The sequence below is a fragment of the Streptomyces sp. NBC_01454 genome, from assembly GCF_036227565.1.
Lineage (GTDB): Bacteria > Actinomycetota > Actinomycetes > Streptomycetales > Streptomycetaceae > Streptomyces.
On sequence record NZ_CP109460.1, the window covers coordinates 1 to 23,689 of the forward strand.

Annotated in this window: 20 protein-coding genes and 2 pseudogenes; 8 read left to right on the forward strand and 14 right to left on the reverse strand. The window is 68.3% G+C overall.

Annotated elements, in window-relative coordinates:
• The first annotated feature begins 276 nt into the window (after nucleotides 1-276).
• Both OIU81_RS00005 and OIU81_RS00010 read left to right on the forward strand, forming a co-directional pair.
• Nucleotides 277-696, forward strand: coding sequence for a hypothetical protein (locus OIU81_RS00005; RefSeq protein ID WP_329330618.1), 420 nt, complete (start codon nucleotides 277-279; stop codon nucleotides 694-696).
• Between the two features lie 190 nt (nucleotides 697-886).
• The gene (locus OIU81_RS00010) at nucleotides 887-3,574 is read left to right on the forward strand and encodes a DEAD/DEAH box helicase (protein WP_329141749.1); all 2,688 of its coding nucleotides are present in this window, start codon (nucleotides 887-889) and stop codon (nucleotides 3,572-3,574) included.
• 348 nt (nucleotides 3,575-3,922) lie between these two features.
• Here OIU81_RS00010 and OIU81_RS00015 read toward each other — a convergent pair whose 3' ends face one another.
• Complete coding sequence (locus OIU81_RS00015; protein WP_329141751.1) at nucleotides 3,923-4,141, reverse strand: helix-turn-helix domain-containing protein; 219 nt, start codon at nucleotides 4,139-4,141, stop codon at nucleotides 3,923-3,925.
• A gap of 303 nt (nucleotides 4,142-4,444) precedes the next feature.
• A pseudogene (locus OIU81_RS00020) lies at nucleotides 4,445-5,743 on the reverse strand (NF041680 family putative transposase).
• A gap of 158 nt (nucleotides 5,744-5,901) precedes the next feature.
• Here OIU81_RS00020 and OIU81_RS00025 point away from each other — a divergent pair.
• Entirely contained in the window at nucleotides 5,902-6,234 is a 333-nt protein-coding gene (locus OIU81_RS00025) for a hypothetical protein (RefSeq protein ID WP_329141753.1), read from the forward strand.
• A 144-nt stretch (nucleotides 6,235-6,378) separates the two neighbouring features.
• Here OIU81_RS00025 and OIU81_RS00030 read toward each other — a convergent pair whose 3' ends face one another.
• The 4 genes and pseudogenes from OIU81_RS00030 to OIU81_RS00045 all read right to left on the reverse strand — a co-directional run bounded on the left by OIU81_RS00030 (nucleotide 6,379) and on the right by OIU81_RS00045 (nucleotide 8,140).
• Nucleotides 6,379-6,756 (reverse strand): hypothetical protein, encoded by a 378-nt coding sequence (locus tag OIU81_RS00030; RefSeq protein ID WP_329141754.1) that lies wholly within the window; start codon nucleotides 6,754-6,756, stop codon nucleotides 6,379-6,381.
• Between the two features lie 388 nt (nucleotides 6,757-7,144).
• Nucleotides 7,145-7,660: a hypothetical protein gene (locus OIU81_RS00035; protein WP_329141756.1), complete on the reverse strand. Its 516-nt coding sequence runs from the start codon at nucleotides 7,658-7,660 to the stop codon at nucleotides 7,145-7,147.
• A gap of 17 nt (nucleotides 7,661-7,677) precedes the next feature.
• A pseudogene (locus tag OIU81_RS00040) lies at nucleotides 7,678-7,949 on the reverse strand (hypothetical protein).
• Nucleotides 7,949-8,140, reverse strand: coding sequence for a hypothetical protein (locus tag OIU81_RS00045; RefSeq protein WP_329154758.1), 192 nt, complete (start codon nucleotides 8,138-8,140; stop codon nucleotides 7,949-7,951). The pseudogene OIU81_RS00040 and the gene OIU81_RS00045 overlap by 1 nt, the downstream one beginning before the upstream one ends.
• A 346-nt stretch (nucleotides 8,141-8,486) precedes the next feature.
• Here OIU81_RS00045 and OIU81_RS00050 point away from each other — a divergent pair, with 346 nt between their 5' ends.
• On the forward strand, nucleotides 8,487-9,152 hold the full coding sequence (locus tag OIU81_RS00050) for a hypothetical protein (protein WP_329331830.1): 666 nt from the start codon (nucleotides 8,487-8,489) through the stop codon (nucleotides 9,150-9,152).
• 1,349 nt (nucleotides 9,153-10,501) lie between these two features.
• On the opposite strand, the gene OIU81_RS00055 is transcribed toward OIU81_RS00050, so the two are convergent.
• Entirely contained in the window at nucleotides 10,502-10,876 is a 375-nt protein-coding gene (locus OIU81_RS00055) for a hypothetical protein (protein ID WP_329141757.1), read from the reverse strand.
• A complete protein-coding gene (locus tag OIU81_RS00060; protein ID WP_329141759.1) occupies nucleotides 10,843-11,547 on the reverse strand; it encodes a hypothetical protein in 705 nt (234 codons plus the stop codon). Before OIU81_RS00060 ends, OIU81_RS00055 begins: the two co-directional genes overlap by 34 nt.
• Before the next feature lie 520 nt (nucleotides 11,548-12,067).
• Between OIU81_RS00060 and OIU81_RS00065 the strand changes: the two genes are divergently transcribed.
• Nucleotides 12,068-12,733 (forward strand): IS5 family transposase, encoded by a 666-nt coding sequence (locus OIU81_RS00065; RefSeq protein WP_329141761.1) that lies wholly within the window; start codon nucleotides 12,068-12,070, stop codon nucleotides 12,731-12,733.
• Between the two features lie 81 nt (nucleotides 12,734-12,814).
• Here OIU81_RS00065 and OIU81_RS00070 read toward each other — a convergent pair whose 3' ends face one another.
• The 5 genes from OIU81_RS00070 to OIU81_RS00090 form a co-directional block, all read right to left on the reverse strand.
• Entirely contained in the window at nucleotides 12,815-13,351 is a 537-nt protein-coding gene (locus tag OIU81_RS00070; RefSeq protein ID WP_329141763.1) for a hypothetical protein, read from the reverse strand.
• A 758-nt stretch (nucleotides 13,352-14,109) separates the two neighbouring features.
• On the reverse strand, nucleotides 14,110-14,616 hold the full coding sequence (locus OIU81_RS00075; RefSeq protein ID WP_329141765.1) for a hypothetical protein: 507 nt from the start codon (nucleotides 14,614-14,616) through the stop codon (nucleotides 14,110-14,112).
• A gap of 838 nt (nucleotides 14,617-15,454) precedes the next feature.
• A complete protein-coding gene (locus OIU81_RS00080; RefSeq protein WP_329141767.1) occupies nucleotides 15,455-16,621 on the reverse strand; it encodes a M4 family metallopeptidase in 1,167 nt (388 codons plus the stop codon).
• Nucleotides 16,622-17,248: 627 nt separating this feature from the next.
• Nucleotides 17,249-17,665 (reverse strand): DUF4334 domain-containing protein, encoded by a 417-nt coding sequence (locus tag OIU81_RS00085; protein ID WP_329141769.1) that lies wholly within the window; start codon nucleotides 17,663-17,665, stop codon nucleotides 17,249-17,251.
• 638 nt (nucleotides 17,666-18,303) lie between these two features.
• The gene (locus OIU81_RS00090) at nucleotides 18,304-18,831 is read right to left on the reverse strand and encodes a hypothetical protein (RefSeq protein WP_329141771.1); all 528 of its coding nucleotides are present in this window, start codon (nucleotides 18,829-18,831) and stop codon (nucleotides 18,304-18,306) included.
• A 1,042-nt stretch (nucleotides 18,832-19,873) separates the two neighbouring features.
• Between OIU81_RS00090 and OIU81_RS00095 the strand changes: the two genes are divergently transcribed.
• From OIU81_RS00095 to OIU81_RS00105, 3 genes are all read left to right on the forward strand, one after another.
• Nucleotides 19,874-20,083, forward strand: coding sequence for a hypothetical protein (locus OIU81_RS00095; RefSeq protein ID WP_329141773.1), 210 nt, complete (start codon nucleotides 19,874-19,876; stop codon nucleotides 20,081-20,083).
• Between the two features lie 186 nt (nucleotides 20,084-20,269).
• A complete protein-coding gene (locus OIU81_RS00100) occupies nucleotides 20,270-20,686 on the forward strand; it encodes a DUF6233 domain-containing protein (protein WP_329141775.1) in 417 nt (138 codons plus the stop codon).
• Nucleotides 20,687-20,977: 291 nt separating this feature from the next.
• Entirely contained in the window at nucleotides 20,978-22,366 is a 1,389-nt protein-coding gene (locus OIU81_RS00105) for an FAD-dependent oxidoreductase (protein ID WP_329141777.1), read from the forward strand.
• A gap of 383 nt (nucleotides 22,367-22,749) precedes the next feature.
• Here the strand turns inward: OIU81_RS00105 and OIU81_RS00110 are convergent, their stop codons facing one another.
• Nucleotides 22,750-23,643, reverse strand: a complete 894-nt coding sequence (locus OIU81_RS00110; protein WP_329141779.1) for an NADP-dependent oxidoreductase — start codon at nucleotides 23,641-23,643, stop codon at nucleotides 22,750-22,752.
• Nucleotides 23,644-23,689 lie beyond the last annotated feature (46 nt).

Consider the following 23,689-nt stretch of genomic DNA (forward strand, 5'->3'; position numbering starts at 1 on the left):
GGCGGCTTCGCCGCCGGGTTGACGCTGTGTCCGCTCCGCTCCCGCAGCGGACAGGGCTGCGCCCCTTTTACCGGGGATTCCGCTGCGCTCCATCCCCGGTCGGCGGGTCCGCTCCGCTCCCCCGCCAACGGGCCCTCCGGCTTCGCCTCCAGGCCCTCGGGCCCGCTGCCGCGGGCCAAGCTGGCTACGAGGTGGGGTGTCGCTCGTTCGTGGCAAAGTCCTGCGCATCAACTGATGCACCATGTAGCGTTGGCGGAAGTAGGGCACACCCTACCCATGGTCTGTGGCCGCTGGAGCGGCAGGGAGGAAATTCGCGTGTGGAGTGCTGAGGATGTGGCGCGGGACCAGGTCAGGCGCCAGGCGAACGGGCTGGATATCGCGGCCATTGACGAGAAAGTCACGGAGGCTGACCGCCGTCGGCAGGAGACGGCGCAGGATGCCCGGCTGGGCGTGTCCGCCGCGTTCGAGGACGTGGAGCGCCTGGCCGAGATCTGGGCGGCCAAAGCTGCGGAGTGGCGGCGTGTCAGGGACGTCGTGGCGCAGGCCGGCTGGGAGGTCTACGCCCCGGAGGGGGACGTGAAGGGTGCGGCGTGGGCCCGGGAGCATGAGGAACGGCGTGCGGCGGCCCTGGAGGCGCGGGCCGCGTTCGAGGCGCAGCGGCGGGATGCGGCGGATGAACTGCGCACGCAGGTCTGACTGTCGGCCGGTCCCGGCCGGCTGATCCGGGCGGCGGCCGCGCGGGCCGGCCTGCGGCCTGACGAGGTGTTGGCGCAGTTGGCGGAGCGGATGGCCGTGAGCGAGGACGGCACCGTTTCCGTTCCGCCGTTCGCCCCGTCCCGATGAGTTCTCATATTCCCTTGGAAACCGAGTTAGCGGAGGTTCTTCAATGACGGGCATTAACCTTCGGCCCCATCAGGTGGAGCAGAAAGCGAGTTTCCGGAAGTGGGCGGGATTTTCTGCACGTTCTTCGGTGCCCGCTCAGGGGCGCCGGGGAACCCTCGTGTCCGCGACCGGATCGGGGAAGACGTTCACCGCCGCCGTGTCCGCGCTGGAGTGCTTCCCGGGCGGGCGGATTCTGGTCATGGTGCCGACCCTGGATCTGCTGGTGCAGACCGTCGAGGCGTGGCGCCTGGTGGGTCACCGCTCCCCCATGGTCGCGGTGTGCTCGTTGGAGAAGGACGAGGTTCTGGAGCGGCTGGGGGTGCGCACGACCACCAATCCGATTCAGCTCGCCGTGTGGGCGGGGGCGGGGCCGGTGGTCGTGTTCGCCACGTACGCCTCTCTGGTGGACCGGGAGGACGTCGAGGCACCCGAGGGCCAGCGCAAGGTGCGCGGGCCGCTGGAGGCCGCTCTGGCGGGCGGGGAGCGGCTGTACGGCCAGCAGATGGCGGGCTTCGACCTCGCGATCGTGGATGAGGCTCACGGAACCGCCGGTGATCTCGGTCGTCCGTGGGCGGCGATTCACGACAACGCCCGCATCCCCGCGGACTTCCGGCTCTACCTCACCGCCACCCCGCGCATCCTGGGCGCGGCCCAGCCGCAGAAGGGCGGCGGCCAGGAGGTGGAGATCGCGAGCATGGCCAGCGACCCGGACGGGACGTACGGCGAGTGGCTGGCCGAACTCGGGCTCTCGGAGGCGATCGAGCGCGAAATTCTCGCCGGCTTCGAGATCGATGTTCTGGAGATCCGCGACCCCTCACCGGTTCTCGGGCTGTCGGAGGAGGCGCTGCGCGGCCGGCGCCTGGCGCTGTTGCAGACGGCACTGCTGGAGCACTCCGCAAGGTGGAACCTTCGCACCGTCATGACGTTCCACCAGCGGGTCGAGGAAGCGCAGGCGTTCGCGGAGAAGCTGCCGGAGACGGCGGCGGAGCTGTACGCCACGGAGGCTCCGGACGAGGCCCTGGCGGCAGCGGAGGGGATGCCGGAGTCGTCGATCGACGCCCGGCTGTACGAGCTGGAGGCCGGCCGCCACGTGCGGCCGCACCGGGTGTGGTCGGCGTGGCTGTGCGGCGACCACCTCGTCAGCGAACGGCGCGAGGTCCTGGGGCAGTTCGCGAACAGCCTGGACGCGGCCGGCCACCGGGTCAACCGCGCTTTCCTCGCCTCTGTGCGCGTGCTCGGGGAAGGCGTCGACATCACCGGCGAGGTGGGCGTGGAGGCCGTGTGTTTCGCCGACACCCGCGGCTCGCAGGTGGAGATCGTGCAAAACATCGGCCGGGCGCTCCGGCTCAACCGTGATGGCACCACGAAGATCGCCCGCATCATCGTGCCCGTCTTCCTGGAGCCCGAGGAAGACCCCACGGACATGGTCGCCTCCGCCTCGTTCCGCCCCCTCGTCGCCGTCCTCCAGGGCCTGCGCTCGCACGATGAGCGCCTGGTGGAACAGCTCGCCTCCCGCGCCCTCACCCGCAGCCGGCACGAGCGCAAGGTGCACGTCCAGCGCGATGAGAACGGCCGAATCGTCGGCGCCGGCGGCGGCGGAGAAGGCGACGGCAAGGACCAGGAGCAGGACGACACGCAGGCCGCCGTCGAGTCGGCGCTGCTGCACTTCTCCTCCCCCCGCGACGCGGCCACGGTCGCCGCGTTCCTGCGCACCCGCGTCTACCGGCCGGAATCGCTGGTGTGGCTGGAGGGCTACCAGGCCCTGCTGCGGTGGCGGGCGGAGAACGAGATCACCGGCCTGCACGCCGTCCCGTACGACACGGAGACCGAGGTCGGCGTCACGAAGAATTTCCCACTCGGGCGGTGGGTGCACCAGCAGCGCAAAGCCCTGCGGGCCGGGGAGCTGGAGGACCGGCGCAAGGTCCTCCTGGACGCGCCGGAGGCCGGGATGGTCTGGGAGCCGGGCGAGGAAGCGTGGGAGGCCAAGCTCGCCGCGCTCCGCTCGTACCGGCGGGCCACCGGGCATCTCGCCCCGCGGCAGGATGCGGTCTGGGGCGAGGGCGAGGCGATGGTGCCTATCGGGCAGCTGATGGCCAACCTCCGCCGCAAAGGCGGTCTCGGCAAGGACGCGGAGCGGGCCGCCGTGCGCGCGGAGCAGCTGGTCGCGATCGATGAGGACTGGAACTGCCCCTGGCCGCTGGACTGGCAACGCCACCACCGCATCCTGGCGGACCTGGTCGACGCCGACGGCCACCTGCCGGACATCCCGCCCGGAGTGCTCTTCGACGGCGACGACCTCGGCAAGTGGCTCCAGCGGCAGAAGGATCCGGCCACCTGGGCGCAGCTGTCCACCGAGCAGCAGCAGCGGCGGCTGTCCAGGTTGGGTGTACAGCCTGCTGAGGTGCCCTCTCCCGCTCCGGCAACGAAGCGCGCGCCCACGGGCCCCAGTAAAGCCCAGCAGGCGTTCCAGCGGGGCCTGGCAGCCCTCGCACAGTGGGTGGAGCGGGAAGGCGATCGGCCAGTGCCCCGCGGCCACAGCGAAGAGATCACCATTGACGGCGAGGGCGGCAGTGAGGCGGAGCCGGCGGTCGTGAAGCTGGGCGTATGGGTCTCCAACACCAGATCCAGGCGGGGCAAACTCACCCCCGAGCAGTTGCACGCGCTGCGGGAGCTGGGCGTGGCCTGGGCGTGACACGCGCCGTCGCGACGCGGGCTCCCTCGGCGGCGCTCATGCGGGCTCACGTAGCCGACGCCGGACGAGACGCTGGGCCCCAGGAAGCTGGCCCTGGCGGCTAGCTGCTTGGAGGCCAGACTTGGGAGAGATCGCGCAGGGGTTGGAGCGTGCGTTGCGTACCCGGCCCATTCCCTCCAGCACCGGGGCCCGCCTACGGTTTCTGCTGACTGCGCACCAGGGTTCCACCCGGAGGGTGGCCAGCGTGCAGCAAAGTCCGCCCCGCCCGACGGTCCCTGCGGATCATCCAGCACAACGTCGACATCGACGGAACTGGCACCTCACCGCCGGCAGCCACCAGCCGACGCCTCAGCTTCGAGACATTGCCCCCGCCTCACCCAGCAGCTCCCACACCTCGTCCGACACCGCGCATCCCTGCCGGACCGGGGCCTCTGCCCGCCCGGTCGCCTTCGCCTGCTCCAGCCAGCGCCAGACCGTACGCTCCGAAACACCCACCGTCTCAGCGACCGCACGCACATGCCGCGTCGACAACTCCCCCGCCTGCTGCCGCTCCAGCAGACGAGGCACCACCAACGCCCTGGGCAACCCAGCCCCCGGCCGGCCCTTACCTCTTGATTCACCACCCGATCACACCGGCCTGCCCACCTCACCGCGTAAGAACTCGTGAACCTGAGACAGCATCACCCAGCATGCGATAAAGCCCCACGACAGCAATACCCACGCGAAATCTCTCACCTTGTGACAGCGCCAGCCCCACCCTGAAGACCCCACTGATCAGCACCGAATCCCTCCACCCCGGGACCAGCCCCACCGACTCTCACCACCACCGACACCAAGCCGAGAGATCGCAGCGAGCGCTTAGCTTGTTCTTTATGGTCTGAGCCGGCTTCGTTCGATGAGGCTCTCGGGTCGTTTCACGGTTTTGCCCACGTCGTAGCGGGTGGCGGCCCGCTGGTTCGGCGGCGGCCTCGCGCAGAAGGCGGATCTGGGTGTGGGCGGCGATGATCAGCCAGGTCCAGCGCTCGCCGGCCTCGGGGATTCACAGCTTCGGACGGGTCCACCCGAGGGTCTGTTTCATCAGCCTGAAGAGGTGCTCGATGTCAAACCTCCTCAGGAACGCCTGCCAGCGCACGTCGACGTCCTCGCTGTTCAGGCCGGTGGCGGACGACCACAGCCAGAGCGGAAGCGGGTCGCCTCCGCCGGGCAGGCGGTCGACCTGGAGGCGGATCAGCGTACCCTCGATGATGGGGAGTTCGCCGACGTGGTCGATCCTGGCGGAGCGGGTGGTCAGACGGGGGTGGATGCGGTCCCAGGCCATCGCGCGGGCGGCGCCGTACCGGTCGGTGACCTGCACGGTTGCCACGTCCGGCTCGCCCCAGGTCTCCGGCTTGGCGAAGCGGAACTCCTTGCCGTGCTTCGGCGGTCGCCCGCCCTGGGGATAGGACAGGGCGTACTCCTTGAGCGATGGAGTCGGCCGTCGCATGACGCGGTCGGAGCGCATCCGTCCCAGCACCTCGATCGGGAGGCCGTCGAGGAGGTGGGCCATGCGCGGGCGTCGTAGCCAGCGTCGAAGACGATGGGGATGTCGCGGTCACCGAAGTGCCAGCGACCCATCTCGATCAGGTCCGTGACCACACGGCGGAGTTGGGTGGCCGTGACCTCGGCGACGTCGTCCTCAGGCCCGAGACGGACGGCATCCAGCAGCTGGCACCAGGACGTCCGGCCCGATTCGAGGGCGGCGACGAACGAGTACGGCCAGCCGGGCACGAACTGATCCGAAGACCGTCCGCTGCGGCCGTAGACGTGGCAGAACAGACGCTCCGCGCTGGTCGGCGCGTCGGGACGGAGCCAGTTGCTGACGTCGACCGCCAGAACCAGGCGCCCGTCGGCGGCCCGCGGCATCGGCAGACCGGCCAGCACCTGCCGCAGCCGGGGCACGTCCACGTTCCTGTGGTTCAACGCCCCGTACATCGCACCGTGCCCACGCCGGTGCTCAGCCACCAGCGTCAGGTCCACCGGCGAGGTCACCGGACCGTCCGCGCACAGCGGCGCGTCGGCCAGCTCGAACAGCTCGTCCCTGCGGGCGGTCAGGCAGTCGAAGAAGTCGTCCCGGAAGCGTGACGCTTCGGCGAACGCTTCCCCCGGGACATCGAGGTGCGGCAGGCTCATCCCCACGGCCTTCGTTCTGGTTCGGTGCATTCCTTGGTCGGAGCACAGAATCGGACGGAGGCCGCCCACGCGTCTGATGAAATTCCGCGTGAGGGAGCCAGTTCGACGGACAATTCGACACTACGGAGCTCGGGAGCCCAGGCAACCCGCTTGAAGTCGTGGCAGAGCCGAAGGGAGCGGTAGTGAACGGGAGGTGGTGGCTCACACAGGGCGACACCCGGATCGGCGAGCTACGGCAGTACGCAATTGATCAGCCAACGTTCCTCTGCCACTTCATCCCGGGGCCCGGGTGGGAAGGGGTCCGTGTGCTGTTCGAGAGCTGGGCGGCTCTGCACGGCCCGGACCCCGACGGCTCTCGAACAGCACAGGCCATCAAGCCCATCATGGACCTCGGACTAACGCTGGTTCCCGAAGACGAAGGTCAGCGCATGGCGCTCTTCAAAGAGTGCATCGTCCGTATCGACGGTGACACCGCCCGCGTGCACTGCTGACCTCAACGAAGTCGCCGACCATAAAGAACAAGCTTAGTGCCTGTTTCTGAACCCCGAACCCGGAGGCCAAAAGGCCGTTGGTTCGAAATAGGAGCTTTGCACGAGCGTTCGGGGATCGGTCGCTGTGACCGATCCCCGAGGCACTCAGCACCAGTTCCAGACGTACCAGACGGGGCCCCAGTGTCCGTAGGCGTCCGAGGAGGGGGCGCCGGGGGCCGCGGAGAGGTAGATCCCATACTTGTCGTAGAACCCCGTCTCCGTGCCCGCTGTCTGGTTGTTGTACCAGGAACCTCCACTACCCATGCCGTCGGGAATTTCCTGCTTGTAGCAGTCCTTGAAGCGGAATCCGAGCTGTTGGAAATTGCTCTGCTTGTAGCCGCAGAAGTATCCCTTGGGGCAGTCAGCTGGCGGGGACTGAGGCTGCGCAGCGCTCGATGGGGCCGTGGACAGTGCTACGGCGGTGAGGGCTCCAGCAGCCACGAGAAGCCGGCGTAGAGACTGCCAGCGGGTGGGGTTGACCATGCGAGTTCCCTTCGTGTCTGCGCATGTAGTAAATGGTCGACCGGAACCGTCGAAGTCCTCCGGCGCCAGCTAGCCACGTAACAAGGTTTGTGGGGCGGCTGGTTGTTGCACAGGCCCATTTTTCGCCATATGCAAGCCTTCTCCCCCTGTGACAGGAGCACCACGTTCCTGGGAATCCGTTCGCAGATCGGTCACGGTGACCGTTGGAGGAAAGGTGGCAATCTCTGGCCATCTCCGCCGCAGATCGTTGAGCTGCGCTCTTGAGGATTGAAGACACGCACTTAGCCGATCCGGCTGGCGCGGCAATCCGCTGCCCGGCGATGCTGGCTTGCTGCACGAAGAGCAGCCGTGTGCCGCCTGGGTCGTGCGAAGGCACGAGCAGCAGCGGCTACAGGTTCCGGGAGAGCGTCTCGCAGTACCCGAGCGGCACGGTCGCCTGGTAGAGGTCGTCGCCCTCCGCATACTCGGCTGCGATGCCCAGCATCATCGTGAGGCTGTGGAGCGTCTCGCCCTTGCCACCGGCCTCCGCCGGTCGTTCGGCGAGGACGCGGTGGGCCCGATGCAGGATCTCGTGCCAGCCGTCGTCGTACGTTGCCGGGTCCACGCCGGTCATCGGCGTCAGCCACAGGTCGGCGTGTGGCTGGAGGACCTGCTCGGTGGTCCGGTAGTCCAGCGCGGCCCCGCACGACAGCGTCAGTCGGTCCGCGGTGTCGGCCACGGTCCCGGGCCAGTCCGGCAGGTTCTCGGAGTGCTCGGAGCACAGGAACAGCAGCCAGGCCGGCGCCCCGCCGGGCTCCGTGGCTGGGCCCTGTCGGAGCACGGTCGCTGTGCCCTCGCAGGGGAGCGGGCGGCGCAGGGCGGTGAGCTGCCGGTCGGCGCTGAGCTGGGTGAGGGTGGTCGGCACGCGGGCTCCTTGAGCGGCTAGACCTCGATGTACGCGACGACACCACGGTGCGCAGCGCGGTGGCGAAGTACAGGACGCGGACGGCTTCGACTTCGTCGGTGTACTGGCGCAGCTGGGGGCCGGCGGTGTCGCCGGGGATCGGCTCGCCGACGTCCGGGGCGACGGAGATGACGACCAGGGCGCGGTCCAGGGCGTGGATGTCCGCCTCGCTGGTGATGTTCTCCAGCTGTTTGGCGGCGGAGTCGGAGAAGGCGATCCTGGCGCGGCGCGGGCTTTGCTGCGGGGCCATCAGGCGACGGCTGGGCGCTGGTCAGCGAGGCGGGTGAGGTGGGCCTCGCGCAGCTCCTCCCACGGCGTGCACTGCTCGGGGTCGGGCAGGCCGTTGGTGGCGATGTCTTCCAAGACGCCGGCGAGCTGGTCGGCGTTGGCCCGGGTGCGGGCGGCGTACGCGCGGACCGCTTCGGCGGCCGCGGGGTGCAGCTGCTGCCGGGCGGCGGTGTCGGCGGGGGCCGGTTGGTCGCTCCTCGGGCCTCCAGGGGCGCGGAACTGGCGTCTGTGTCCACGGTATCGGCGTGCGGGGCCCGGGGGCCACTCCGGATGAACCGGTCCTGGGGGCGGGCCGGCCGGGGTTACATGCCACCGGGCCAGCTGCCGTGCCGCCGTTTCGGAGTGCTGAGAGTGAGGTCTGCCGGGACCGGGCGCGGGCGAGGAACGCGGCGAGGTCGCCGGCGGCCTCAGGTTCAGTGGTGGCGACCCGGGCTGCGAACGCCAGCTGGCCGATGTCGGCGCCCGGGGCGAGGTGGGCGAGTTCGGCGGGCAGTGCGGCGTGGGCGAGCAGCGGCGGCGGCAAGAGGCCGGCGGCGGCTTCTTGCGCGCCAGGGTCGCGGTAGTGCCCGAGGTGCGCGGCGAGGGCTGCGCGAGCCATCCGTCGACGTCGGCCTGGGGCGTACCCGCCCCCGCGGCGGGTGAGTTCGTCCCGGACGGCTTCGTCGCCCTCTCGGGGCTCGGTCTGCTCCAGCGTGCCCCGATCGCGCAGCGCCTGGAGCTCATCGGCGCGGGTGGTCACGCGCTGCGCTTCCCGTGCGGCGGCTTCGTGGCGTGCGGCGGCTGCGACGTCGGCGGCGCGCTCGTCCTGGACCGCAGCGTCGGCGGCCGGGTCGTAGATGCCGCCGGTCTTGGAGAGCAGCCGGACGATGCGCTCCCACTCGGCGAGTTCGGCCGGGCCGCGCTTGTCCTGAGCCAGATCCTCGTGGCGGGAGTCCTGCCGGGCGAAGAAGTAGGCGTCCTCCAGCCAGGCCGCCGCCTCCGCGTGCGTCATCCCGGTGGCGCGGCGGCGCGGCGGCGCACCGAGCGGCGACCGACCGCCGCCGGGTCGACCGGCGGCCGGCCGGCTTGTGGCGTGGGGGCAGATCGGGGAAGTCGGCGGGGCGAGATGCTCACCAGGCGGCCTCGCATTTCATGTCGGAATTGGAGGGCAGCGCCCGTGGAATGACGATGAGGGGCCCGCCCATTTCTACACCCGGTACGAGATCCTGCGGCGCCGAATGGGAAATCACGCGAGCACCTCACTGGGAATTAGGCCCCGTTAGAGCCGCTGAAGCGCGTGGATGCCAGCCCGTGATCCGTCGCTCCGTCGGTCTGGTATGAGGGTTCGGGCCGCTGCCGCGGAGAGGTGCAGACGGTGAACTAGCGCCTGCGGCCGAGGGCGAAGGTGTTGCCGGCAGCAGTGAGTCCGGACTTGGCGCGGGTTGCGATCTCCAGGCCCTCGAAGGTGACTGCACGTGCTCTGGCCTGCGTACGAACGCGGGTCAGTGATCTCCACACTGCCGGCGTCGTAGGCCACCGGCCCTGCGGAGCGCGATTTGAGCGCCCTATGGACGGAGCGAACTTCGTCGCTGTCGGGCTGACCTTTTACAGGTAAGGCGGGCGTTGGCGGCGCGACGGGCTTGTTCTCGACCTTCGTGGAAGTAGTCGAGGATCTCACGGGTACGGCGGGGGATGATCAGGTGCTTGCTTGCGGCTGCTGCGCGGTAGGTACTGGCGCAGCACGGCGCACATGCCCACTCACGTGAATCGCTCGCATCCATGGAACATGCGCCGCGTACCCGGACGACCACACTCTTTCGCCGTGCCGGGGACCAGTCCGCCATCCGCGCCTCAAACCACCCGAAGAGGTGCGGTGACCCGACCCCTTCCGCCAACAACCACCAGCTTCAATACCTGGCACCGCCGCCAGCAGTCTGGTCAGCGGCATCACGGGCAGACGGAGACGACTTACCTGACCAGCGGGGGCGGAACCCGGGTCCGCCGCTGACCTCCGCCTGACCTGGTAGCGGCTCACACCGGCAGGTGATCGCGCCTCACGTTTGGCACCTTCCCGCCAACTCAAGCGCGCATCCGCCAAGCGAACCGCTCAGTCACAAGTCGGTGTGACTGAGCGCTTCAGTTGGCGAGTTGAGCAAAGCCGTTGACCAGCGACGGTGCCCGAAGCCGCTCTCCGCGGAATGGAGTCCGGAGGGCGGCGCCCCGCTGACCAGGGAAAACGCCGATGCTCAACTGGGCAGATCGAACGCTAACCGGCCAACTGAAGCACTCAGTCACAAAGTGAGCTCCAGGCCCTCAGCACACCACCGTTTCAGAAGTCGAGTTCTGCGTACGCGATGTCGGTGAACTCCGCCAGCAGACCGATGGCGGGCGGCCACAGTCCTTGAAATGGATCTCCCGCACGTTCTCGCCGCCACCCCTCTCGTCACAGGGCCTGGCAACGCCTGGCGAGGGGCTGGTTTGGAGGGCGGCGGAGGATGATGGAGCTCCAGGAGACGCCTGTCGCCAGTGTCCACGCTACTGGCTGGTTTCCTCTTCGGCCTTTTCGTTGAGGGCGGCCATGCGGGCCTTATATTCGGCCATTGGGATTTGCCCGAGAACCGCAAGTCTTTCCAGTTCGGCAGCCTCGGAGTCATGGGATATCTTGTGACTCTGCTCTATCTGCTCTCTGCTGTACTTGGCGGCCTTGGCGCGTTTCCTGGCACGGCTTCGCTGTAACTGTTCATCGATCGCTCTTCCTGTTGCCTCGAAGTAGCTGTCGTGTTTCCCTGACCACATATTTTCCCCGCATCTTCGGTTTTGAATGCCGGAAGCCGGATCCAGGATATCCTGGATCCGGCTTCTTAGTTGATCCTTCGTCAGATCTTGAAGTTCTTGTAGTCGATGGTGCACTTGATCGCCGTCGTGCCGGCGCCGCCGCAGCCCTTCGGGTGCGATTGCCACACCCAGCCTGGCGTGAGGAAGTTGGCCCACATGTCGTGCTGTACGTGCAGGGTTCTGGGGCGCTTCACCTTCGCCGTCACCTCCGAGATGGTGGGCGTCGGGTCGAGCGGCTGGATGACGGTGCGCTCCCCGTTGGCGATCACCTTGTTGTGGTCGTCCATGAGACGTGCGCGGGATTCCCCGGTGAACTGCGGGCCATCGGGACCTACGGCCGCGCAGTAGAACCTGGTGCTGCCCGTGACTTGGGAGACAGTCCCTGCTCCCCACTTCCAGTCAGCGTTCCACTCGCACAGAACGGTCTTTGCCTTGAGCGTTGCACCAGTCTTGGGGGCGATTTTGGCGACCTCGGCGGTGAAGCTTCCACTGCCGTCCTGAAGGCTGTTGTGCTCGGCTGCCGTGGCGGAGCTGGTGGCGCCACTTTCGACGCTTGTGGCCTTGTTGCTCTGGGCACTCGCGGAGCTGGCTGCCGGGATCATCATTCCCGACGTGGCGATGGCGGTGGCGATGGCGGTGGCGATGGCTATCTTGACGGTACGGGAAGCGTTAAGACGCGACAGTCCCCCGTTGGCTAACTTGCCTTTCACTTTTCCCCGTTTCTCGTGCGGATAGTGCTTGATCATTTGTAGCAGCATGATGGACCCCCGTCGAACGATTTTTCAGATCGTGACTCAAACTCAAGCCTCTTGGCCGACACGCCGAAATTTAACGCATTTTTGACGGGCGGAAGGTAGGGGGCGGATTGGATACCGGAATTACTGATACCGAATACAGTCGGACGCCCAGTGAGCTCCGCCCCGGGAGGTCAGAGGCCTCCGTTAATCGATGGGTTCACGGTGGCGCCTGATGTGACTGAGCGCTTCAGTTGGCGCGTTAAGTGGCTGTTGTCGTTCCGATCTTGAGGGGTGTGCGTCGAACGGGAGTCTCGATCGGGTGATCGCCGCTGGCCGTCGGCATGAAGGCAGGGCCTCTTGGTAGCTCGGGGTTGCGAAGCCAACCGAGATCCAGGAGACCCTGTTGCCGCAGTTGTACGCGTTCGCGCCAGTTCAGTTCAACTCGACTGCACTGTCGTGTGATTGTGTCGCTCACCGGTTCGGGAATGCGGCCGATCACCCGGAGCGTGTTCGGCGGTATCCGTCGGACATGACGGACGCGGAGTGGGAGACGGTCCGGCCGCTGCTGCCGATGCCGGCCTGGCTGCGCGGCCGGGGTGGGCAGCCGGAGGCGTATTGCCACCGCGCGATGCTGGACGCGATCCGCTACCTCGTCGACAACGGCATCAAGTGGCGTGCGATGCCCGGGGACTTCCCACCATGGGACCGGGTATATGCGTTCTTCCGCCGCTGGCGCGACCACGGCCTGGTCAAGGAGTTCCACGACCGGCTGCGCGGACAGGTCCGCGAGAAACTGGGCCGCGACGCGGCACCGACGGCCGGTGTGATCGACTCGCAGTCGGTCAAGGCGGACGCATTCGTCGGATCGGACAGCCGCGGCTTCGACGGCGGCAAACTCGTCAACGGCCGCAAGCGGCACGTCGTAGTCGACACGCTCGGCCTGCTGCTGGGCGTGATGGTCACCGCCGCGGACACCGGCGACCGCACCGCCGCCCACGTGCTGCTCGGGCAGGTCGCCGACGTGCACCACCGGCTGGAGCTGGTCTGGGCCGACGGTGGCTACACCGGCAGCCTCGTCGAGCACTGCCTGGTCGCGTTCGCGCTGGTCCTGGCAATCGTGAAACGCAGCGATGACATGCGCGGCTTCGTAGTGTTGCCCAAGCGGTGGATCGTCGAGCGGTTCTTCGCCACCTGATGCGCACCCGCCGTCTGGTGCGCGACTTCGAACGCCGCACCGCCAGTGCCGAGGCGATGGTCTACTGGTCGATGACCCTGCTCATGACGCGTCGCCTTGCCCGGCCGGGCCCTGGGCGAGGGTGAACTGTCCCGGCTGTCGCTCGGCCAGCCAGCCCCGCGCGACCAGGCGTTTCGCCTTCGACCGCAGTGCCTCCACCTTGGCCGGCACCGCGTCCAGGCCGAACACCACGGCGAACTCCTGGCAGGTCAGCGGCCCTTGATGGAGCCGGTGTCGTCTCGCGAGGGCCTCGAGGATGCGCTGATAGTCCACCGACAGCACCGACCAGGCCAGCCCCTCACGCCACACCGGCACCTGCGACTTCGGTCTCGCCGCCTGCCTGGGCGCCGGGGGCGCGTCCGTGTCCCGCGGGCCGGAGGCGGTCTCCTCATCAGCGATGTTGCCGCCGTCCGGAGCCAGGACCGTGCCCACTCGCCTGCGGGCGATCGCCCACTCCTCCCACTCCCGCTCGGCCGCAGCCAGCTCCGCCTGGATGCGGTCGGCTTCCTCACGCAACCCGTCGACTCGACGGCGAGCGGCCAGCTCATGCCGTTCCAGCAGTCCGACGACCGACGGCATCCGCAACCTCCCGGAAAGCGACGACACGACATGCCACCACTTCCACCGAGTCACCCACGCTATGCCTGACCAGCGAAAACGCTGCCCTCACATTCGGAACGACAACAGCCACTTAGCGCACGATCTGACACGGATGTTCCTCAGACCCCGGCTTGGCCCTGCTGCGGCGGATCCAGAAGAGCGGCCTGGGACTGCCCCTGATGCCGCCATCCGCCCAGGCAAGCGCCACACTCGCTCGGACACGGAACAGCAAATGACGCCGTAGTCTTCGGCGGCGACGGCGGCCAGCGAGGTGACCCCCGGAATGTGGACACAGGGGTTCATGCTGCGAGTGAGAGTTCAGCTTCCGTGTGGTGTTGCTGTTCTGTTTTGACCTGGAGCGTTGTCAACTCGGCTGATGGGTGGCTGGCCTGCGAGTTCGGTGTGGCATCGGTGGTGGTTGTCGGTGTGGAGTCGCAAACCTGCCACGGGTCCGATGAGAACTACCGTGGCGGTCCCTTCGCCCTCGCCGCGCGTGCGCAGGCGTGGTCGTCGGCGGCGATCGGTATCGGTCGACGACGATGATCACAGCGGACACGGCTGGGCACGGGTGCTGCGCAACGGCCTGCTGCGGTGCGCAGCACCCGTGGTGGACCCGTGGTGGACACGTGCTGCATGTGACCGCTGTGATCGGTGGCAATGAGGCCGGACGGACGGGCTCACACGCCAGCGGGTGGCCCCGCTCCAGTGGAACGGGGCCACCCGGGCGGACTTCTGTTTCAGCTGCAGGACGAGTACATACCGCTGGTGTCAGGGGTGCCGTTGGAGAAGTTCCACGTCGGGGTCTCCCCGGAGCACGAGTGACCGCCGGCCGTGAAGTTCCAGCGACCGTAGTAGAGGCGGGTGTTGTAAACGTTCGGGGCCACCTTGGTGAACGGGGAGTCCCACCACCACGTGCCGGCGTTCGGCTGCGGCGAGCCACCAGCCGACTTGAAGTCCGAGCTGGACCGCACGTCAATCTGCCCGGATCTCCAGTTGGCGTTAACGTAGTTGGTGTTCCAGAGGTTGACCTCGGTGTACGCCACCTTGTTGTTGGAGTCGCAGTAGTTCCACGCGAGGTAGAATTGACCAATCGTCTGCGAACCGACCTTGATGCTCTGAATGGGGCCGAGCACCGAGGCGCAGCTGGTGGTGGCGTGAGCTGTTCCGGCGCCAACAGTGGCGAACGTGAGGCTGCCCGCAAGAACAGCCAGCGCAGCAGAGGCCGCGCGCATCCGAGTACCCATCCGCATGCTTCCCCCATGGGAATCTGCGAGGTGGCTGAGCGCCACCCGACGAGGTGCCCATACTTCCACTGGATTCGCCTGCGATCCAGACCCTCCCCTAATCACCCCAATCGGCGACGAAGATTCCGGAAAGTGGAGCGTGAAACCGACGGCCGCCTCGCCGGCACCGGACTGATCATCGAATTCGGACTGATCGCACAGCCCACCCCCACGAGTCCAACCTGAGTATGCGCGCGCGAGGGCTGCGAGCGCCCCACCAGGCGCACCGGACCGGCCCCGGCGGCGTCCACGGTGTTCGGACCGGCCCTTCCGCGGCAGCCGGCCCCGGCGTTGTCACCGTCATCGCCGGGGCCGGGCTGCGCCCCTGACCGGGCGTGGCCAGCGCGGCTGGCGGGGGCACGGTGCAGCCGCGCCTCGCCAGCCGTGGCCGTACTTCACCGATTGCGCGCGTGATGTGGAGTGGTCGACGCCGAACCAGCAGGCCAGTACGTCGTCCGGTGGCACCGTGGCGGAGTGGATAAGCATTGCCAACAGGCGGTCGCCGACGTCGAGTTTGTGTTTCGCACCGGCACCCACGGCCCGGCTGCGGGAACGAGCGTGAGCACAGCCTGATGCCGCTGGTGCCACAAGGGGCCGCTCTCAGCGCCGAGTTCAGCGATCACATCGGGCGTGAGCCCTGTGATCCGCTGACTATGGATGATCACTGCACGCGCCCGCTTTCCCACCACACAGACCATGATCAACGATCACAATCCTCGACGCGACACCGCCAACCACGCACGAGCTCGTCAGAGACCGTCCCGAATCGGTGGAGCCGCAGGTGGCCCTTTCCGGCTGTCTACTTCACATTGACTGCGGCCCATGCCTTCTGGACGGCCGCATACTCGCGGCTAGGCGTTCCGTACAGCCTGGCAGCGGCTTTGAGGGTGCCGGCCCGGGCCTGCTTGTATCCCGTGGTCGAGTTGAACTGGGTGGTGAGCGCTTCGTACCAGATACGGGCCGCCTTGGTGCGGCCGATACCGGCGACTTTCCGGCCGTCGATGGTCGGGCTGTCGTAGGCGACGCCGTTGATAGTCTTTTTGCCGCTTCCCTCCGCCAGGAGGTAGAAGAAATGGTTGGCTATGCCGGCCTGGAAGTGGGTGTCGCCGTTCTTGCCGCTCGTTATCCCGGGCTTCCAGAAGTCTGGCGACTTGCCGTCACGTGATGGCTTGTCCATGTAGCGCATGGGGCTGGACTTTCCGTATACCTTCTCTTCAAAGAGGTAGTCCGGGGGGTCACTGGGGAGGCTCGCCTGGAATTCCACCATGGCGGCGAAGATGTCGGAGGTTGCCTCGTTGAGGGCATCCGACTCGGCAGAGTAGCCGAACTTTGCAGTGGCGTCGCTGACGAGGTGGGTGTATTCGTGAGCGACCGCGTCGAGCGACGTGATGGGCTTCTTGTTGTTTTTCCCGTCGCCGAAGAGAGCGGCCATCGGGTCGTCGATGGCCTGAGCGTGACTGAAGTTCTTTTTGAAGTGCACGTACAGGGTGGGACCCTTGTTGTCGCCACGTGGGCCGAGGCGGTGGAAGGTGTTCTTGAAGTAGTCCCAAGCCTGTTCGGCGGCGAACTGGGCGTCAACAGCCGCCGACTCGCGGCTGCTGGTGGTGCCGTTACCCCATTCGTTGTCCTTGCCAGTGAAGGGCTTGCTGAGCTCCAGGTCACCGAAGTACTCGTTGTTCAGGTAGTCCTTGATGGTCAGGCCACCCCGGGTGGGATCTGTGAGTTCGTAGCGGCCGTTGCGCAGGCGAGTGGTGATCTTGACCGTGCCGACGCGAATGCCATGGCCCGTCGCGGTGGCACTGCCGGCGGTCTGAGCCGGCACCGGTGTCGGGCCTCCCGTGGCGGCAGTCGCCGGTCCGGCCATCGCCCCCGACGCAGCGAGCGCGGCGGTGGCCACGACGACGGCGCTCATCTGCAGTGCGGCGCGCTTCCGGCGGCGCTTGCGGGTGGATCGTGCACGATTCATGGGCTCCTCCACAGGGCCAACGGCGTGGGGTACCGGGGCAGTGACCCCGGGCCCTTCAGCCACAGAGATGGCCGTAGCGCCCGCGCCGTTCCCGTCAGACGCCGGCTGTGGCCCCCCGACCGCGATGGTCGAGAGGCCCGGCCGCGACCTGGTCGGCCGGCAGCAGACGGACTGGGAGGGTGCGCCGGGCAGGTGCGCCGGGCAGGTGCGCCGGGCAGGTTCGCCGAGCGCGCCGCAGGCGGCCCCCATGGCGACCAGGGCGAGCAGCAGCACGCTCCGGTTGTCCTACCAGAGCCTGGGCACACAGCCCTGTGGCGGCCACCGGTTGGCCTGCGGTGGTTGCCCGCACCACCGCACAGCGGTCAACAGCGTCGGCCAACGTGCCGCCGCAGCCCGAACTGCACCACCGGCAGGTCGGTGGCGAGGGGCCCGGAGCCATCGATGCTCTGCTCAACCGCCCCTCTGAGGCCACCGGGGGCCGCGCAGGAGACGGATCTCGGTCACTCTCACCGCACGGATGGGCACGGCACTCGCCGCGTCCATCCGTGCCGTTCGGGCGGGTTCCTCGGTGCGGTGGGATCGCCCTGACGCGTCGCGGCGCTGACACCAACCCTGATCGTCGGCTCGCTATCTGCCGTCGCCGGATGGCTGGGGCAGCGATGCGGGAACACGAGTGAGGTGGAAGAGGAAGTCCGTAAGGGTTTCCTTCTTGTCCATCACGCACAGCAGGACGTTGTCGGTGAGCCGGCGGAAATGGTCGATGATGGGCAGCTGGTCATAGACCATCGCCGTGGACTGCTTGCCGCGGTAGATGACCTCACGCAACGTTGCGAGGCCCATCTCCTCGTACCAGAAGACCGTCCCGTCCTCGTCGCGGCACAGCAGCGGCTCCACGCGATCGGCGTCGACGAACCGCTTGCCGTACCACCGCATCTTCGTCAGCAGCGCGGCGTTCTCGCTGGTGTGCTCGAGCCCGCCACCCTGCCAGGTGCCGAGGAGGAGATCGGTGTCGACCGGTTCGAGCCGGTCGAAGAGCTCTGCCACCACAGGGCGGTGACCTGCTGTTCGACGCCGATGGTCCAGGCGCCGTGCCGAAGATGGTCCGTCAGCCGGGGCACGCCGCCACCGGCGGCCGCTGTCCGGGCCGTCTCGCGTTCGCATCGCATGCCGATGAGCGTCTGATGCATGCTTTCCGCCAGACGGCGGTGAGTTCGGTCGGCCTTCGCGGTGCAGGCCCCGGGCGATCTCCGCCAGAGCGCGCGTCATGGGATCGTCGCTGCCGCCGTCGCTGCCGCGCCCCACGAGCACCCCGTGCCAGGCCCGGACGCGGGTTTGGGTCCCGTCCGGGCCCGCGGAGTCCACTGCATCCGGTGCGTCCAGGACATTGTCGACCGCCATCAGCCAGCCCGTGAGCCGGGAGAAGACGCTCTCCCAGGTGCCGTCGAGGCCCACATCCGTGACCGGTTGTGGACGCCTCGCCAGTTGCCGTACTTCTCTGGCAGATGGACCTACTGCGTTCCTGGCTGGAACTTGAAGGCGATCGCGTCGATCACTCCCGGTGATCTCGCCAGCGATCACCCCGCTTCGGCGTCCGGTCCGGAAGCAACGGCTCGACTCGCGCCCACTGCACATCTGCTAACGGCACGCCCGGACCAACGACCGACTGATCCGAACGAAACTGCCTAGCCCCCGCATGGGCCGTCGGCAACAGCGCCGGCGCTGTCCGCGGTGTCCGGGACGGTGGCGCAGACCTGCTTCCCGCTGTTCGGGTCGGTCACGGTCACCTGCCCGCTCGTGTCGAAGGAGGCCGCCTCCTCCGCCCGGTACAGGCCCAAGGAGGTCAGCACCGTCGAGCCCAGGAGTGCGTCGCGCGGCGAGGTGCTGCACGGCGGCGGAGCGTACGTGGCCGCGCCGCCGGGCATCAGTCCGCTCGGGTAGACGTAGGTGGGTTCCGGCGCGGCAGTGGCGCAGCTCCGGGCCGAGTCCAGTGCCGCGCTGATGACTTGCTGACCAGCCGCGTGCAGCCCGTCGCTCGTCTGCTGGTCCTCGGAGCGACGGACCAGCAGCCCGAGCCCGCCCAGAACGCACATGGTCAGACCGAGCCCGAACAGCCAGCCGGTCAAGCGTCCGGAACCGCGCTCCTGCCGCGACAGCGCGGCCACCACGCCGGCTGCCACGACGACCACCCCGCCGACCCCGAGTAGGGCCACGGCAGGCCCGGTCGAGATGGATCCGAAGTGCTCCCCGTTACGCGGTATCCACTGGGCGACCAGCATCCGCACCGCCCCCATTCGTTCGGTCGGCCGTCAGCCTAGCGAGTCGGAGGCGGTGCGGACGGCGGGGTGGTCTCATTCCTGCGGGCAGGGACCGTACGCCGAGCAACTGGCTCGATCAACTCCCGCTCACGGGCACTACGGGTGACGTCGCGTCACATGAGCGTTTCAGCAGCCCAGCACGACCTCAAGCCCCGGATCAGACCAGACTGATCACAACTCCAAACACGCCCTGACGAGCTCGTGCGTGGTTGGCGGTGTCGCGTCGAGGATTGTGATCGTTGATCATGGTCTGTGTGGTGGGAAAGCGGGCGCGTGCAGTGATCATCCATAGTCAGCGGATCACAGGGCTCACGCCCGATGTGATCGCTGAACTCGGCGCTGAGAGCGGCCCCTTGTGGCACCAGCGGCATCAGGCCGTGCTCACGCTCGTTCCCGCAGCCGGGCCGTGGGTGCCGGTGCGAAGCACAAACTCGACGTCGGCGACCGCCTGTTGGCAATGCTTATCCACTCCGCCACGGTGCCACCCCAGGGGATCCAGGTCGGCCTGCCCTGCCCTCCCCCGAGCACGGTCGGCGGAATGCTCGCCGCCACCGTCGGCGATTGGGAGTCATGTCCGCAAGTGCGGCCCCGAGGTGGGAGTCGGTGCCGCCAGCTCCCCGAACCCGTACAACAGCGCCCCGCCGGCGCCCTCGAAGCCACCATGCCCCAACACGCGGAGCAGGCGTTGCACAGCTACTGTCCGACCTGCACCGCGTGACGCGCCACCGGCAGACTGTCATCTGATGCTGAAAACCTGCCGGCCCCCTCCGGGGGCCTCAGAACCGCAGCCCCTGCCCAGCGGGGCTGGGTGGCTGCCGCACGGCTACCACCTCGACCCCCATACCCATGACCGGGGTCAGCTCGTCTACGTAGCCGCCGGGACACTGGCCACCACGACCGAGCGCGGAACCTGGGTCGATCCGGCCAACCGGGTGACGTGGACGCCCCCGGCTTCGCCCTCTCCCCTCGCTTCTACGGCCGCACCGACGTCCGCCTCTTGACCATCCCGATCGACCTGTGCGGCGAACTCGTCGACCACCCCAGCGTGTTCTCCGTCAGCCCGCTGCTGCGCGAGGCCGTCTTGGCGCTGACAGCGAGCGGTCAGAGGTCCGCCCCGGCGCCCGCTGACGACTGCTCGCCGTGGTGATCGACGAGCTCTGCGATACTCCCGAGCAGTCGCTGCACCTGCCCGAATCCAGCGACGACCGGCTGCGCACCGTCACCGACCTCCTGCACTCCGATCCTGCGCGGCCTGCGACTCTGGCCGGGCTGGGACGCGCTGCGGGAGCCAGTGAACGCACCCTGAGTCGCCTGTTTCCACACCGAACTCGGCATGAGCTCCCACCAGTGGCGCACCACGCTTCGCATCCACCACGCCCTGGGCCACCTCACCAACGGCATGTCGGTCACCGATACAGCGATGGCATGCGGGTGGTCGAACCTGCCTCACCTGCAGGCGACAGTGACATACCTGCGGCTGCAGCTCGACCGCGTCCAGCAGCGTGTGACCGAGGTTGAGCATTGGCATGACCCACCGGGCCTCGGCGTGCCCCTCCCCCCGCCCGACTGGACGGTACAAATGAACGTCAGCGCCGACCCGCGGCCGGTGGCCGTTCACCACGGCGAGTGCACCGCCGGCCGCCGGCCCCGCCTGCGGCCGGTCCCCCGACAGGGCGTCAACGAGGCGCTCACAGCAGGTGTGGAGCCATGCGCGCTGTGCCGCCCGGACCGGGAACTCCAGCTCGACTGACCGTGGGGGCGGGAACGTGGACGACAGCGGGTGGATTTTGTGGCTGAGAAGCAAGGTTCCGCCGTGCCCACAGCTGCACCGACCCCCGTGCCGCTGTCCTGCCCGGCCAAAGAGGACGGCCGCTGCGCGACCTGCCGGCAGCCCTGCCACCGCTTCGGGCACGGAGGCAAGGGGATCTCGACTTGGCATCGGCCGCCACCGTGCCCCCTACCGCGACGGACGAAGCTGGTTTCGAACAGGAAATCGCCGAGCAGTAGGCTCATTCCGCAACACGACGCGAAGGGGAGATCGGTGGCGCGGGTTGCGGTGATCGGTGGGGGTATCAGCGGGCTGGGGACGGCGCTCTTGCTTGGCCGGCGGGGCCACACGGTCACGTTGTTCGAGCAGAACGCGCGGCAGGCCGGAGAGGACCTGCACCGGGACTTCCTTCACTGGAACAGGCCCCGAGTCCCGCAGGCCAATCATCCCCATTCGTTTCTCGCCCCCGTCCGCACCGTATTGCGGACCGAGACCCCTGATGTCTACCTGGATCTGCTGGCACGCGGAGCCCGCGAATACCACGACTTCGACTGGTTCGGTGAGCATCCGCCGCATCGGGCCGGTGATGAGGACTTGGTGACGCTGCGCACCCGTCGCATCGTGCTGGAGGCCGCCCTGACCGCGGCCGTGCGGCGGGAACCCACAGTTGAGGTGCGGCGAGGCTGCCGGGTGAGCGCCCTCACCTTCGAGGAGGGCCGCACTGCCCGGGTCACCGGCGTGCAGGTGGGCGCGGACAGGCACCAGGCGGACCTTGTCGTCGACGCGTCCGGTCGCCGCTCGCCGGTCCCCGACTGGCTGACCGCGGCCGGCTGCCGCCCGCCCGTGGTCGACAGCCACCGCACCGGAATCACCTACCTGTGCCGCTGGTACCGCCTGCGCGCCGACGGCCCACGTGACCCCGGACGAGTGAAGACCGGCTCGGCCGCACCGTTCGCGCTCGCCGGCGTCTTCCCTTCTGACAATGACACCTTCGCGGTGAGCCTGGTGCTCTCCACGGGCGATCCGACCCGCGGCGCGCTCACCGACCCTGCCGTGTTCGAGGCCGTCGCCCGCCGCTTCCCCGCCACCGCCGCCTGGCTCGACCTGGCCCCCGAACCACAGACAGCCGTCCTGGCGATGGCCGGCCTGGACAACCGCTGGACTTCCCTCGTCGACGGTGACGGACCTGTCGTCAGGGGCCTGGTCAACGCCGGGGACAGCCTCGTCCACACCAACCCCACCCTGGGCCATGGCGTGGCCCTCGGCCTGCTTGCCGCCCAGCACCTCGCCACCCATGTCGACCAGATCGCCGCAGACCCCATCGGCTACCACACCTGGACGGCACAGGTCCTTCGCCCGTGGTTCGACGCGCAGGTGACGGCCGACCGCGGCAACGAGCAACGCCTCACCGAGAGTTCACCGTCCTCGGATCGGCGGGCTGCTGCCCTGGCCGCTTGCGCCTTTGACGATCCCGTCGTCATGCGAGCCCGAGCCCGGGTACGCCATCTCCTGCAACCGGCCGACGACGCCTACGGCACCGACGAAGTGGACCGAGCCGTCACCGACTGGCTGGCCGCCCACCCAGACTTCTCGCCAACGCACGACGGCCCGACCCGCGACCAGTGGGATGCACTCACCCAGAGAGGAGTCCGGGGCCGATGAGGGCGACCTGCTCATCCAAGGGCAGCTCGTCCCAGAACTGGGCCTTCCGAAACGGTCAGTCTTGGCCGCGAGCGCCCCTTCGCGGTCCACCCCTGCTACCCGCACCGCCATCTTGGTGCCACATCTGTTGCACTCGATATGCTCGCCAGAATCGGCGTTGAGCTGCACGACTTGCCTCACGCCACAATCGCCGCCCCAGAGAATCCGCTGTGCACCCAGTGCCGCGCGAAGATCGAAGTCCGGCGGGCCAAGGCCCCGGCCGTCGCGTAGGCACCGCTGCGGGGTCGGGACAGGAACCCCGCCCCGACCCCGCTACGGGAGCGGCAGACGTCCGATGTGCATCGCGCCTCTTCGCTGAGCGACGGTCGCCTGTCTGAAACGGTTCAGACGACCACGACCCTGCGTCCGCGCGTGTGACCGGCCTGGCTGTCGATGTGCGCCGCCGCGGCCTCGGCGAGCGGGTACGACTTCTCGACCGGGATGTGGAGCTTCCCCCGCGAGATGAGGCCGACGGCCTCGGCGAGCGCGTCCGGCACACTCCCGGCCACACCGGAGAATCGGACACCGAGCTCCGGCGCACCGAGATCGGCAATGGAGATCACTTTCTGCGGATCCCCGGTCAGCTCGACGAGCTCGCGGATCACACCCGAGCCGGCCAGATCGAGAGCCGCGTCGACGCGGCCGAGATGCCGCACCCGCTCCGCCCAACCCTCGCCGTACGTCGTGGCGACGGCGCCCAGGCTCCGCAGATAGTCCTGGTTCGCGGCCCCAGCCGTGCCGATCACCGTGATGCCGCGGTCGCGGGCGATCTGCAGCACCGCCGATCCGACTCCCCCGGACGCGCCGCTGACCAGCAGCGTCTGCCCGGACTGCACACCGACCTCGCGGATGATGCGCAGCGCGGTCTCCACCACGGAGGGATACCCGGCCGCCTCTTCGAACGTCAGACCCTCGGGCATACGGGCCCAGGCCGACAGCACGGCGAACTCGGCATAGGTGTCGGCCCCTTCGCCTAACACATGGTCACCGACCTCGATACCTTCGACACCCTCACCGACCTCGTCCACCACCCCGGCGGCGTCCAGCCCGACCCCGGCGGGCAGCTCGATCGGATGGGCCCCCAACACCTGGCCTTCTCGGACCCTCCAGTCGACAGGGTTCACACCCGCCGCCCGCACGGCGACGCGGATCTGACCGGGGCCCGCGTGGGGCTCCTCGGCATCTATGAGGTGCAGGACGTCCGGACCGCCGAACTCGGCGAAGCTCACTTTCTTCATGCGGCGACCGTAGCACTAACCGTTAGCCTTTTGGAACTGTTATGTC

Excerpts from the sequence above, each read along its gene's own strand:
- OIU81_RS00065 (WP_329141761.1), top strand. The coding sequence starts at position 12,068 with ATGACGGACGCGGAGTGGGAGACGGTCCGGCCGCTGCTGCCGATGCCG.
- OIU81_RS00010 (WP_329141749.1), top strand. The coding sequence starts at position 887 with ATGACGGGCATTAACCTTCGGCCCCATCAGGTGGAGCAGAAAGCGAGT.
- OIU81_RS00110 (WP_329141779.1), bottom strand. The coding sequence starts at position 23,643 with ATGAAGAAAGTGAGCTTCGCCGAGTTCGGCGGTCCGGACGTCCTGCAC.
- OIU81_RS00100 (WP_329141775.1), top strand. The coding sequence starts at position 20,270 with ATGAGCTCCCACCAGTGGCGCACCACGCTTCGCATCCACCACGCCCTG.
- OIU81_RS00030 (WP_329141754.1), bottom strand. The coding sequence starts at position 6,756 with ATGGTCAACCCCACCCGCTGGCAGTCTCTACGCCGGCTTCTCGTGGCT.
- OIU81_RS00060 (WP_329141759.1), bottom strand. The coding sequence starts at position 11,547 with ATGATCAAGCACTATCCGCACGAGAAACGGGGAAAAGTGAAAGGCAAG.
- OIU81_RS00005 (WP_329330618.1), top strand. The coding sequence starts at position 277 with ATGGTCTGTGGCCGCTGGAGCGGCAGGGAGGAAATTCGCGTGTGGAGT.
- OIU81_RS00070 (WP_329141763.1), bottom strand. The coding sequence starts at position 13,351 with ATGCCGTCGGTCGTCGGACTGCTGGAACGGCATGAGCTGGCCGCTCGC.
- OIU81_RS00075 (WP_329141765.1), bottom strand. The coding sequence starts at position 14,616 with ATGGGTACTCGGATGCGCGCGGCCTCTGCTGCGCTGGCTGTTCTTGCG.
- OIU81_RS00080 (WP_329141767.1), bottom strand. The coding sequence starts at position 16,621 with ATGAATCGTGCACGATCCACCCGCAAGCGCCGCCGGAAGCGCGCCGCA.